Origin of the sequence: Mariniflexile jejuense (assembly GCF_042675665.1) — a bacterium.
GTDB lineage: Bacteria > Bacteroidota > Bacteroidia > Flavobacteriales > Flavobacteriaceae > Mariniflexile > Mariniflexile jejuense.
This window is the reverse complement of record NZ_JBHTJI010000001.1, coordinates 2,593,622-2,607,798: the sequence shown is the minus strand read 5'-3', so window position 1 is coordinate 2,607,798 and position 14,177 is coordinate 2,593,622. Positions and strand designations below refer to the sequence as shown.

At 30.5% G+C, this 14,177-nt stretch carries 11 protein-coding genes; 9 read left to right on the top strand and 2 right to left on the bottom strand.

Going from position 1 to position 14,177, the window contains the following annotated elements:
• Positions 1-55 precede the first annotated feature (55 nt).
• Entirely contained in the window at positions 56-2,179 is a 2,124-nt protein-coding gene (locus ACFQ1R_RS11180; RefSeq protein WP_379926257.1) for a Tex family protein, read from the bottom strand.
• Between the two features lie 243 nt (positions 2,180-2,422).
• Between ACFQ1R_RS11180 and ACFQ1R_RS11175 the strand changes: the two genes are divergently transcribed.
• The 9 genes from ACFQ1R_RS11175 (at position 2,423) to ACFQ1R_RS11135 (ending at position 13,339) form a co-directional block, all read left to right on the top strand.
• The gene (locus ACFQ1R_RS11175) at positions 2,423-2,872 is read left to right on the top strand and encodes a hypothetical protein (RefSeq protein WP_379926256.1); all 450 of its coding nucleotides are present in this window, start codon (positions 2,423-2,425) and stop codon (positions 2,870-2,872) included.
• A gap of 70 nt (positions 2,873-2,942) precedes the next feature.
• Positions 2,943-3,917, top strand: a complete 975-nt coding sequence (locus tag ACFQ1R_RS11170) for a hypothetical protein (protein WP_379926255.1) — start codon at positions 2,943-2,945, stop codon at positions 3,915-3,917.
• The gene (locus tag ACFQ1R_RS11165; RefSeq protein WP_379926254.1) at positions 3,914-6,064 is read left to right on the top strand and encodes a hypothetical protein; all 2,151 of its coding nucleotides are present in this window, start codon (positions 3,914-3,916) and stop codon (positions 6,062-6,064) included. The genes ACFQ1R_RS11170 and ACFQ1R_RS11165 overlap by 4 nt, the downstream gene beginning before the upstream one ends.
• 10 nt (positions 6,065-6,074) lie before the next feature.
• Entirely contained in the window at positions 6,075-7,037 is a 963-nt protein-coding gene (locus ACFQ1R_RS11160) for a hypothetical protein (protein ID WP_379926253.1), read from the top strand.
• A gap of 8 nt (positions 7,038-7,045) precedes the next feature.
• The gene (locus tag ACFQ1R_RS11155) at positions 7,046-8,419 is read left to right on the top strand and encodes a hypothetical protein (protein WP_379926252.1); all 1,374 of its coding nucleotides are present in this window, start codon (positions 7,046-7,048) and stop codon (positions 8,417-8,419) included.
• A gap of 74 nt (positions 8,420-8,493) precedes the next feature.
• A complete protein-coding gene (locus tag ACFQ1R_RS11150; protein WP_379926251.1) occupies positions 8,494-10,530 on the top strand; it encodes a hypothetical protein in 2,037 nt (678 codons plus the stop codon).
• Between the two features lie 202 nt (positions 10,531-10,732).
• A complete protein-coding gene (locus ACFQ1R_RS11145; protein WP_379926250.1) occupies positions 10,733-11,680 on the top strand; it encodes a hypothetical protein in 948 nt (315 codons plus the stop codon).
• Positions 11,681-11,699: 19 nt separating this feature from the next.
• Positions 11,700-12,581, top strand: coding sequence for a hypothetical protein (locus tag ACFQ1R_RS11140; RefSeq protein ID WP_379926249.1), 882 nt, complete (start codon positions 11,700-11,702; stop codon positions 12,579-12,581).
• A gap of 56 nt (positions 12,582-12,637) precedes the next feature.
• Entirely contained in the window at positions 12,638-13,339 is a 702-nt protein-coding gene (locus ACFQ1R_RS11135; RefSeq protein ID WP_379926248.1) for a hypothetical protein, read from the top strand.
• Positions 13,340-13,514: 175 nt separating this feature from the next.
• Here ACFQ1R_RS11135 and ACFQ1R_RS11130 read toward each other — a convergent pair whose 3' ends face one another.
• A complete protein-coding gene (locus ACFQ1R_RS11130; protein WP_379926247.1) occupies positions 13,515-14,132 on the bottom strand; it encodes a hypothetical protein in 618 nt (205 codons plus the stop codon).
• Between the last annotated feature and the right edge of the window lie 45 nt (positions 14,133-14,177).

Below are 14,177 nucleotides of genomic sequence, written 5' to 3'. Positions count from 1 at the left end.
AAGCCACAAATACACTAATACTATTATATTAGTGTATTTGTGGCTAATTTTATGTTTATTTATGAAGCTTTAATTGAATACGCTTTCGCGGAACATCAACCTCAAGTACTTTTACAATAATTTGTTGGTGTAAACTTACATGTTCATTAACGTCTTTTACAAAACTGTCGGATAAATTTGAAACATGAATTAAGCCACTTTCTTTAATACCAATATCAACAAAACAACCAAAGTTGGTAATATTATTTACAATGCCAGGTAACAATTGCCCTTCGTGTACATCACTAATGGTTTTTATATTTTGATTAAAGGTAAATACTTTAGCTTGCTCACGAATATCTAAACCTGGTTTTTCAAGTTCTTTTACAATATCTTGAAGCGTTGGCAACCCAACAGAAGCTGTACAATATTTTTTTAAATCTATTTTTTGAAGTACGGTTGCATTTCCAATTAAATCTTGAACGCTTTTACCCAAATCTTTCGCCATAGTTTCAACAATACTGTAACTTTCTGGGTGAACTGCTGAATCGTCTAACGGGTTTTTGGCGTCTTTTATTCTTAAAAATGCAGCACCTTGTTCAAAAGCTTTTCCACCTAAACGTGGCACTTTTTTAATGTCGTTTCTAGAAGTAAACGCACCATTTTCATCACGATAATTCACCATGTTTTCGGCAAGTTTTGGCCCAATACCCGATACATAACTTAACAAACTTGCACTGGCAGTATTTATATTTACACCAACCGCATTCACACAACTTTCAACCACCACATCCAATTCTTTTTTAAGTTTTGTTTGGTCTACATCATGTTGATATTGCCCAACACCAATAGATTTTGCGTCAATTTTAACCAATTCAGCTAATGGATCTTGCAAACGTCTTCCTATAGATATGGAACCTCTAACCGTAACATCATAATTAGGAAATTCATCACGTGCAATTTTTGATGCTGAATAAATACTTGCGCCAGCTTCACTAACCACAAAAACTTGTATATCATTTTTAAAGTGAATTTTTCTTATGATGGCTTCCGTTTCGCGTGATGCTGTGCCGTTTCCAATAGCAATGGCTTCAATTTTATAAGCTTCTGCCAAAGAACTTATTTTTTTCATAGCTCCAATACTATCATTTTGTGGCGGATGCGGATAAATAGTTTCATTATACAACAAACCACCTTGCGTATCTAAACACACTACTTTACAACCAGTTCTAAAACCAGGGTCGATGGCTAAAATGCGTTTTTCACCTAATGGCGAACCCAATAGTAATTGTTTTAAGTTTTTAGCAAATACAGAAATAGCTGAAGCATCGGCTTTTTCTTTGGCTATTTGTAGTGCTTCATTTGAAAGTGATGGCAATAGCAAACGCTTGTAAGCATCTTGAATAGCTTGTTGAATTTGTTCACTACACTCGTTATTAGAACGAATAATTCTGTCTTCAATTTTACTTAATGCTTTATCATCATCAATTTCAATTTTCACTTTTATAAAACCTTCGCTTTCGGCTCTTAAAATAGCAAGTAAACGGTGCGAAGGAATTCTACTTAAGGATTCTTCCCAATCAAAATAATCTCGAAATTTTTGAGCATTTTCATCATCAGCTTTTGTTTTTACCACTTTTGTGGAAATTATAGCAAAACGTTCTAATTGCTGGCGAATGTTGTTTCTAATGTCGGTACGTTCGTTAATCCATTCAGAAATTATGTGGCGTGCGCCTTCTAACGCATCTTCAACCGATTTAATTTCACCTTTTATATACTTAAATGCTATAGATTCAACATCGTTCGCATTTTGACTCATTATTATTTTAGCTAAAGGTTCTAATCCATTTTGCCTTGCGGTTTCGGCTTTGGTTTTTCGGCTTTTTTTATAGGGCAAGTATAAATCTTCAAGCGTTGTTAAATCTTGTGTAACTTCGATTTTTTGTTTTAATTCTGGTGTTAAAACAGCTTGTTCTTCCAAGGCTTTTAAAATGGCTACTTTTCGTTTTTCTAAAGCTTCAAATTGTTCTTTATATTTTACAATTTCGCTTATTTGAACTTCATCTAAATTACCTGTTCGCTCTTTTCGGTAGCGCGAAATGAATGGTATGGTGCAATCTTCATTTAATAATTCAACAGTGTTTTTTATGGAAACTTCAGGCAATTGTGTATGCGAAACAATATAGCGTATTAGCAGCATGAATTGGGTTTAAAATATTTGAAAAGCAAATATAACAAGATAAAACGGTATTAAAATATACGATAATAAGCGTATTGGAAAAATGAGTATTCTTGATTATGTTTGAAACATAATTATATACAAATGCTAAAAAAGACGTTTTATTTAATACATGTTTTAGGTGTAATACTTGTTCTATTTCATTTATTAATGCGTTATTTTTTTTCTATTGGCATTTTTCAATCCTATTTGTTTTTTATAAAAATGAGTATTGTTTTAACTGGTTTTTTTATTGCAATACGTTTTTTTAAAACATTAAAATGGAAACGGTTTTATTTTAGTATTTACCCTTTTGGTTGTACTTTATTTATAATAGGATATATTTTAAAAGGCATGTTTGGAGCTATTATAATGTGTGTAACCATGTTTCCTATTGTTACCGATGACCTCGTTTATAAAAATGCAGATGTTAGAATTTTTACCAAATATACAGGACTTTTTAGTAGGTGTTGTACTTATAGCGTTTCAGAAAAAAAATATGTTTTTTTTGAAAAATACTACGGCGAATTTACGGCAGAAGTTCAATCATCTTTAACCATAAAAAATTTAGATAATACCTCAAAAATCTTAAAAATTACTTTTGAAGATTATGTTTATAACAAAACGTTAAAGGATATGGTTTTAAAAGACAGTACTTTGGTTTTTAAGAAGTAAAATATACGATATTCATCGTATGGATTGGTATTACTTCCATTAATAGTTTTGTATAGACAAAAAGATACCTATGAAAAATACAATCATTATCTGCCTATGCATTATTTGTTTTGTTTTAAACACAAATGCTCAAAACAACACCACAGAATATTTTAATTTGCCAAAAACTACCACTGTATTTGTAACAGGAGTACTTAAATACAATGGTGAGACTAAGCAAATAACCCCTACCGAACAAATTCAATATGAATTTAAAAACGGACTTCTATTAAAAGAAATGGAAGTAAAAGTTATTGGTAGTTTAAAATTTGGCAGTCAAAAAATTTACACTTACAATACTAATAATGAACTAACCAACATTAGCGATTCTGACGGTATGGTGGATGGTGGTGCATCGCATCAAGATTATAAAATTACTTATAGCAAAACAGGAAACTCAGTTTTTGTCTATAGAAATTCTCAAAGTTACATGATTAAAGTCTATAATACGAATGGTAAATTACTGGAAGATCATTTTTATGATTATCATTCTAAATACATTTTTAGCAAACATATTTATAAAGATGGCATAAAAATTACCCAAAACCTAAACTCGGAAAATAAAATAACCGAAGAAACCACCGAATATTTAAACAAAAATAACGAACCACTAGTAAAAGTAGTTTTTGTACCTAGCAATTCATACCGCAGTACAGTTACTTACTTTACCTATAATGCAAATGGCGATTTACAAACTACTACTACTTGCACATACAACAGAGATAAATTAAAAGCAAATTTTGAATACTTTAAAGATGGAAAAGCTACCGAAGTACCTAAAGAAGCTCTAAGCTTAACCCCTACTACAACCACTTATTATAATTATTCTGAAGGTACAACCTGGACAGCAAGAGCATCTAGCAAGCTGTTTACAAACGAAATTGAAGTTTCAGTAAGAGCTTTACAAACCAGTGACAGCAAACAAAACAATATTATAAACAACCAAGCGGCTTTTATGGCTTTTCTTGATACAACATACCAAAAAATTAAAGCTCAAAAGCCATGAAACAATTTATTTACATCATTACAGCATTATGTTTTTCAAACTTATTCGCACAAAATGTTGATTTAGTAAATGCACCCCAAAACCCAATAGCTTTAAAATTTAAACTAGAACACTTTAATTTAAAAGGCGATGTTTACTGTTATGATAATAGGTATTATTTTAATAAAGAGGGTTTACTTACCAAAAAATCGGACTACCAAGGCGATAATACCTTCACTTACAAAAATGGAAAACTTGTTAACGATTCAGCATCAAATGAGTTAAAAGTTAACGACCAAGGTTATATTACTTCACAAAAGCTAACTTACAGTTTAAATGACTACACATACAACGAAAAAGGCCTATTAACATCTTACACAGAAACTCGAAAACAAGGTTATAATGAACCCTTAATAGTTAAGCTAAAAAAGTATACATACGACACTCAAAACCGTATTGTTAAAGAAGAAGAATATCTATCAAACGTTTTAAAAAGTACAAAGACCTTTAAATATCAAAAAGAAGGCGCAATACTTAAAGTTTTTATTGAAGAAATTAAAGACTCTAAAACAGAACGTTCAGAAAAAAGGTATAAAGAAGGAAGGCTTACATATTCTAAATCCGATTTCGATAATATTGAGTTAAAAGTTGAAGCTGTATTAGATGCTAAAGCCAATAGTATAAAAGACCAACACATAAATAATGGAACTGTAACCGATACGTTCGATTATTCTATTGTTTATTATTCTGATGCCAACAAACCCATAGATTATAAAATTGTTATTAAAAAAGGGGCAAATGGCAATTTATACCAACATGTTTATAGAAATGGCAATTACTTTTCAACTTCTTTAAAATCGCAGTTAGAAGGCACTAACGACTTATTGTTTTATGATGATTTAACTCAAAACTATTACTTAGCTAAAGATGCCTATAATAAAACATTAACCGATGGTTTCAACATTAAAATGGAACTTATAGCTAAAAACAGTGAAGCGCTTTTAAAAAATTTACCAGAAAATAAGGTCGTGGTATTTTATCAAGGAAAAAATGTGTTTCTAAATTCAAAAATAAGTAATTCTTTTAGTAATGAGAACCACATATTTTCATATCATGTAGATAAAAAAACATTCGAAGAAAAAACATTTTTCTTTAAAGATGCTAAAGATAAAATATTTGTTTCTGGCGAACTGCTTCCAGAAAATAAAGATCAATTTTATTATTATTTAAATGGAAAAACAAACAAAGATTTTATAGTATTAAAAGGCAAAAACATTAGTAACACCACATACTCTAATCAAGTTGAATTTGGAGATTATGGTCTTTTAACTTACATAAATAACGTTCCAACATATGTGTTTCCAGATTACTACAACATGGAAAAAGATAAAATATATTTGGCAAGAATGTATGATGAAAAATCCGATTTAGAGATACTAAAAAACACCAAAGCATCAACCACTACACTAAACACAACCCCTAAAGCACCAACACCCGAATGTGTTTCTGGTAATTGTATAGACGGTTATGGAGAACAAAAAACAATAAATAACTCTACCTTTACAGGTTTTTTTAAAAATGGAAAACCTAATGGATTTGGCAAAGAAACCTACAATGATGGTTCTGGTTTTTACGAAGGCACTTTTAAAGATGGTTTTAGAGATGGTTATGGGTTTTATAAATGGAATAGCAGTGGGCAATACTATATTGGCCAATGGCAAACAGGAAAACAACACGGTTACGGCTACTTTAAAAAAGACACCGAAGTATTTCAAGCTGGTTATTATGAAAACGGAAAGCAAACCCGCAACATGCTCACCCAAAACTTTATTAATAAACAAGCCGTAGGAAATTGTATTGGCGACTGCACTAACGGTTTTGGATTTTATCAATACGCTAATAATGATAAATATGTAGGCTTTTTTACCAATAGTAAACGAAACTATATTGGCGCTTATACTTGGGCTGGTGGTAATGCTTTTATGGGCGAATTTTACAACGACCAACTTACAGGGCAAGCAAGTGAGTTTTATAAAGTTGACGAATCTACTTACTACGGAACATTTTCAAATGGAAAACGACATGGCTTTGGCGCATATTTTAACAAATCCAACCAACTTGTAAGCAAAGGCTACTGGGAAAATGGCACATTAAAAACCCCTTATTAAATTAAAAATTATGACATATAACTTGCTAAAAACAATTGCAATAACTTGTTTAATAACTACAACGTCACTGGCACAAGAGCTAGAAGTAAAAACCGTAACCAGCATGGGCTTAGACGCCCAAGTAAAATCGGTTACAAAAGAACGCAAAGACTTTAACTTAAAAGAACAAAGGTATGGTTACTCGTCTGGAGAAGAAACCTATACCTTTAATGCTGCTGGAACACTTCAATTTCTTAAAGAAGTTAACGATACTGGTAATAAAACAGGAACTTATTTTTACAAAAACCATAGTTCAGGAGCTAAACAACTATCGCATGTCAACTATTTAGGAAATCATGTAAAAAGAGGTAGACGAGAATACTCTAAATCATTTCTTTACAGCAAAACAAACCCCGATTCTATTTATGATTATGAGGTGTCATCAAAATTCATTCAAGCTACAGGCAAACTACAAATTGATACCATAAAAACTATAAATCAGGTAATTAACTATTCAAAAAACGGAAACATTGAACGGTTAAAACAATTCTCAAATGGTAAATTATACAAAGAATATTACTACTCTAATAACAAAGAAGTAATGAATTTATATAGCGGTGACAACCTTCTTTGGAAGCAAACACGCACATTAAAAAATGGATTAGTGCAAAAAGAAGTTAGAGAAAACCCTGAAGGCAAATACATGTTAGGAAAAAAATATATGTATAACGATAACGGACACCTTATTAAAGTATATCTAATTGACGAAAAAGAAAAAGAACTTGAATTAATAGAACAAGCAAACTACCTGTACAAAAATAATTATTGGGTAGTTAAATGCTATCAACTCTATGAAAAATCATTTTACAATCCTGAAAAATTAAAGATTGAAAAACGAACTATTATTTTAAAAAATAACACAAAAATAGATGCTACCGATGCCGAAATTGAAGCTTTTATAAAGCAAAACGAAGCTATAGCTACTAAACCCTAAAAATATTAATGAAACCATATATTTCAATTTTACTTATTCTTGTTTTAAGCTTTTACACACATGCTCAAAAAATAGATATAATTAATGCGCCTTTAAATCCAGTAGCTTTTAAATATAAATTAGAAGACTTCAACCTGAAAAATGTTTTTGCTTACAACGAAAAGTTTTTTAAAAATGGTTTGCTAATGTACGATAACGAGCAAAACACAAAACAATATTATAAATATAACGATGATGGGCTGTTATTAGAAGACAGCAATGAAAACACTTATACTTTTAACGAAAAAAATCAGCTAATAGCCATAATCGGCTCCAAATATCAAAAGGGTTTCTTTCCTACAAATCGCAAATTTGAATATGATGCTAATGGGCGTTTGGTTACAAAAACTGATGTATCAAATAATAGCGATATATATTACACTTATAATGAAGCTGGACAATTAAAGAGTCAAATAATAAAATATAATGGCATAGAAAGTCAAATTACACTTTTTACATATTCAAAAGAAAACAATCTTTTAAAAATAAAAGCCCACAAGACATATAAAGGTAAAGACACTATTGAAGAAGAACTATTATTTTTCGACCGTGGCATACTTGTTAAAAGAATAGATGAAAAAGGAAAAGAAACAACTTGGAAAACCAAAACCGATGCTCAAGGAAACTATTTACAAGAAATGGATATTACCTTTAATAAAAGTGAAATTAGTACAGGTTTAAATTTTTCATATAGAGTAGATAAACGCATCGTTTATTACAATAACACCTCACCAGAAACTGTTTTTATTAACGGAAAACCGGCGTCGTTTATACCTGTAGTTTATTATGATAATAGAAAAATATTCTTTGACATATTCAATCAAGATTATTATAATGTTTATCAAGGGGCATCAGCAGAAAATGGTTTTAAAATTTCCATATTAGCAAAAAATAAAGAAGCCATTGCTATCAAACCAAAAAAATACAATCCATTTCACCCTACAGATAAAGTGTATCATCTTGTTTATGCTGGTATTATAAGAAATCAAGGAGGATTCATGAATCCTTTTTCACACATAAATGTTCACGAAACCGACTATAAATCTTTAATACTTTACGATCGATTTTTTGAAAAGAATTACTTCATAAAAATAAATTCTGATGAGCCTGTATACATTTTAAACGATGCCTTACCTGTTATGTTCTATGTTACCGAAGAAAAAGCACAAAAATACTATCATTTTGTTAAAAATGGCGAAGAAATTAATCCGTCCAGATTAAACTTAGCCTACGCAAACAATAACGAAGATGCCACAGTAGAAGTCGATAATAAACTTATGTATTACATAAAAGGCTTAAAAAATTTAGAAAACAAAAAAGTCTATTACCCAACTATTTTATAATCCAACACCTCTAACGAAAAATTAAATACTATTTATTAAAATACAAGCATTATTATCTATTAAACAATAAAATAATGAAAAAAAACCTATTATTATTCCTTTGTTTCGCTTTCGCAGAAGCTTACACCGCAAAAGCCCAAGTTTACATAGATAAAGTTAATGCACCTGTAAATCCTATAGGACCATATTACAATGAACTTGCAGCTAAAAATATTAAAGGTAGTGTATATATAGTAGATTATAGCACATATCCGCGTAACGGTAAACGCAACTACACAACTAGCTCTTACAGTTTGCAAGATGCTATAAAAAACAAATGGGAATACTACGAAACACAAAACGGGTTACTAACTGTTACCAAAACAGCTTTTTATGATAAGGCTACAACCTATAAATATGATACTAATAAATGCATCATTTATGAAGAAAATGATTTTTGGATTCATAACTATAGTTATGATACTAAAAAGCGATTGATTGAAACTACATCTTATAATAAAGCTAAAAAAGCCACTGACAAAACACAGTACAGTTACTATGCTAATAATGATTTGCTTGTTGTAACTGGAAATATAAAAAATGCTGATGGCATAAGCGGAACTACTATTACACAATTTAAAAATGGTTTATTAATAAGCAGTGCATGGAACGATGAAATGCCTATAAGACGCGAATACGTTTTTGACACAAAAGGTAACTGGATTAACGAAAAAGTAATAAACCCTCGTTACATGACCACAAACACAGCGCGAAATATTGTATACTATGAGGATATTGACCTAATTATAAAAAACAAAAAACTAGATTGGGAAAAACAATATTTTTTAGATGGGTCTGACGTGGTATTACCCTATGCAATGATAAGAAATGAACCTGTTAAAAAACAACTTATAGGAACTCGAACTATAGATAATGGTGTACTATTTTTTATTGATAAAGAATCAAGATACTATTATGGTACAGGAGCTTTTCTTTCAAACCATGATAAAGGTATTAAAGGAACAGCATTTGAGATTGCGTCTGGTTATGAGTCGCTTTTAGAATATAACAATGGTAGTATCTCATTGTATGACAATGGCCTTCTAATTAAAAATTTTAAACACCATTATTATGGAGAAAGCTATTATTTAACAGACAGTACAGCACAACGCCATTTTATAGTTCAAGATTATAAAAGTTCTAATGGATTTTACCCAGCAAAAACTTATGTAAACAACCCCGTAGTTTATGGCCATAACCCCGAAAAAGGCTTAATTAAATTATTTATAAATGGTGAAGAGGTAAAAGATTATAGCGATGTTAAATGGAAATACTCCGAAAACGGAGATCATATCGCTGTTAAAAACAACAACCCATTATATGTATTAACAGGTACAGCTACAAACACAGTTTATAAATTATACATAGGGAAGCAATATAATGGCGAGAAAATATTAGACAACAATCCTTTAAGTAAAAAAGAAACCGCAATTGCTTACAGCCCAGCATTACCAGTAGTTGCAAAAAAATTAGGAGATACTAGTTTTGAATTTTATCAAAATAATAACCTAATTACAAATCCAAGATATTTTATAATTACTGCCGACAATGAGAACATGCTATTAGGATATGGATTCGACGACTTTGTATTCTATAATTACAAATCAATACCTACTGGAACTATGGTAAACACAACAAAGGTTGCCAAAGAAAATGAGGTGGTACTACTTTATAAAAATGGAATACTTAATTACATATACAACAACGGCACAATTATTTCAAATAACGACATGTCTGTTTTAAACGCTGGCGAATCTTTCTACCTTATATATTTAAAAAAATTAAACAAAACCATAAAAATAAGCCGCACAACACTAAGTAAGGACGTAAAATTCCAATCGGCAACCACATATTCAAATAATGATTGGATAGATATTGCACATGGAAAAGCCGTTATTTTTTCAAATGGAAAAGTTTTAGACTCTAACAGTTACAAAATTCATGTAGATGCTGGTCGAAATGCTCATATTTATATAAATAATAAACCTGTATGGTATGTGAAAAACTACGGCGGTATTTATCAAGCAATAGATTCTTTATTACCACATACAGGCCAACCTTTTACAAAATAAATTAAGACAGTTGCTTAATTCATCATAGGTTCACTAAGGTATTTTATTTAATAGATAAGTATAAAATAGTATGTAAAGTAACCAACTTAATAAATGCAAAATCAATTAAAATATAATTTACAGTTATATATAATAAAGCCAGTATAAGCAATCCAAATGATAGTAGATCGAAATTAAACAAAAATTTTTAAAACAAATTCAAATGAAAAATAAGATACTCTTTTTACTTATAATAATAGTAAATGTTATAAACGCACAAATACACACGCAATTACCACACAAAACATTTAAAGATTATGAGGTTTCTAAACCCATTTTCTATACACAAATAGTTACTTATGATGCTACCGATAAAGGGTACGACCCCGTAATGGTAACCGTTAATAGCTTTAACGATAAAGGACAGTTTATCCAAGAGTACATACATATTCTAGGTAAATTTGAATCAGAAACTGCACATAATTACGTATACAGCAATGGTAAATTAGATAGTTTAAATACACTAGCAAGTGCCAAAAATTTTAACGTAAAGAGCACTTTTAAGTATAATACTAATGGAAAAATTACTACCGAAACGGCTACAGGCGTTTATTCAAATTACACACGCAACTACACGTACAATAATAAAGGATATATAGAAACCATTACTACCGATTTTGATAATGGTGGTCACAATTGGACAAATTTTTATTACAAAAATGGAAGTCTAGACCTAGTAACGCAAATTGATGGAAAGGAAAAAGCAGGGAGTTTAACAAACTATTTTGCTTATTACAATGGCGAATTGTTTGCTAGGTGGGATAACCTAGATAAGGATTTACACCTATTTCCTAGTCAATATAGGCATTTTAAACTTGCAGACCATAAAGATCCAGCTACTGCGGTAAATCAATTAAAACTATTGCGAGCAACAAACCAAAGTGCTTATGATGCACAACTAGAGGGAATATTAAATGAAGCAGAAATAATATACGAAATGGGACAATCTACGCCAGAAAATGGAGACTGGACACGTCGTATGACAAAGGAAACACGTTTTGGGCGAACTACACGTAGGTTCCATTTCCGTAAAATTGTATATACTGATAATAGTGTGAGTGGAAGTACAGAATTTGACTATTTATTCTTTAACAAAATGAAAGATTTATAAATCTAAAAAAACACCCACTATGAAAAACATGAAACGTTTCTCAATATTCATTCTAGCATTAATTGGGTTGGCTTGTAACACATCATCAAAGCCCATTACAGAAAATGATTTGTGGACTTTAAACCTCCCACAAGGCACTACCAGTTTAGAGCAAAAGCAACAAATTTATAACGAAACAAAGGGTGAACTCATCCTTAAAAGCACATCTACCTTTACTTTTACTAAGGAAGGAAACTTTAAAACGCACATACAATCGTTTCCAGACGGCAGTACACGTTCACAGGAATATAGTTATGATGATGCAGGTCGTGTTATTAAAATTTCTGGCAATTCCAGCGCACAAGGACTAATTGCAATTACTACTTATAGCTACGAAGGCAGTAACCCCTTAACTATTTACACCACCGTTGAAGGTGGTAACAATTTCTTTCCTAAAATTGTAAAAACCTATAATGGTAAAACTGTCGTGAAAGAAGAACGTTATGGTAGTAGCGGTCAATTAGTAGATTTGTTTGAAACTAAAGGCAACATAAAAACACATACCAGTTACAATACTAGTAACGAAGTACGCTTTAAGTACGTTTATGAACTTCAAAATGGCCGTGAAGTAAAAAAAACTCGATATGATGCTAAAGGTAATGCAGTCGACACAAGTGAAAACGAACTAGATGCACATGGCAATGACATTGCTTCTTATAGGTTAAACAATGGTAAGCGCAGTAATCCTGTTTATGAGTATGCTTATTTATATCAGAATGATACTTGGGTTATACGCGCAAGTAAAACAGCAAACGATTACGGCTCAGGAAAAACCAGAACAATAACAACACGCTCTTTTAAAGGTTCAAAAAACGCAACGCCAACTAATACACAAATAATGGCATTTATTAAAACACTTTAATATGGTTTAACAAAAACAATTAATACTCATTATTTTAATAATCAATAACCTATTCCATGAAAATAATAATAAAATCTATCTTAATAGTGCTCTTTTTTACAAGCTATAAAAATCCGCCCACCACCGGACAAATATCAGACCATGCACCCATGAATCCTGTAATAGGCTTTTTTCATAAAGAGGACTTGGCATTAAAAGGACCAGTTAAAATGGCTGGAGATGATTATTTTGATAAAAATGGCAATGTAATTAAAAGCATGACCGATGTTTTCACTCATAGCAATACCAAAATCACTATGAAAACGGGGGATATTTTATACACCTATCTTAAAAACAATAAAGAACAAATCATTGAAATGACCATTTCAGGCAAGGATGAATCTACTTTTTTTACCTACAATAACAGCGGCTTACTCGAAACAGAGTATGGTATAGAAAATGGCATTTCTTATAAAACAATATACGATTATGATATTAATGGACGTATTAAACAATATACTTATATATATGGAAACGACCCTATTCAAATACACTATTACAACTATAAAGAACTTAAAAATAACACCTTAGAAATTACAATCACGTTTAATAATAGCGAGCAAAAAGAAATTTATCATTACAAAAATGGCATTATGGTAGCTTCCACTTATAACGGCACTACCAGTACATACAGTTATAAATTTGATAAACAAGGTAATTGGACAACTCAAACTACAGATAGCGGCAGTTTTACAAAACGAACTGTTAAATACTACTAAAAAACATAATTTCACTGTAAATACCCATGTAATTATTAATAAACAATATTTAATATTGCAGCAAACAGCTACTTTTTAAAAGTGTTTGTCATGTTAGTGGTAAAAAGGAACAAGATTGTAATGAGGCAGATAATCTGCCGGAATTTAAAAAAATGCCAGCTGTAAAGAATTTAAATTAATTGTCATTTCTATTTGTGTGTCTTTCTCGAATTTCTTGAAATTCAAAAAATACTTTTAATAGCAAAAAAGGAATGATAGCAAAAACAGTAACATAATTTTCAAAAACTATAAACTCTTTCTTTATAAGAAACCAGATAAACATACCTAAAATAAGTGATACATGTAAAGTAATTATACCTTTTGAAATAAGATGATGTGCTTCGGTATACGAATTGTTATTTATATATAAATAAATTTCTCGAAGTAAAAACGTTATCAAACTAAAATTAAAAAGTGCATTTTTAAAAAAGAATACTTCAAAATTACCAAGTACCAAATCTGTATTATTCCAATCGATCATTAATCCAAAAAAAACGATAATGAATACTATATAAATCATTAGAAAAAACAATCGGTTTTTAGTATTTGAAAAAAAAGCCTCTGGGTTTTGAATTTGACTTCTTTTAAATTGATAACGCAATCTATCAAAAACCGTCTTTAAAAACTCATCTATCCAAAACAAATACAAAATATAGAACACACTTATTTGTTTGTTATAAATAGCTAAAATGGTAATGGTAGTCATTACAAAAAGAGATAAGTATTCAGCTATTTTTGGCGTTTTTGTATTCATAAAAAAATCTCGTTTTCAAATTAACATCGAAAACGAGATTTATAC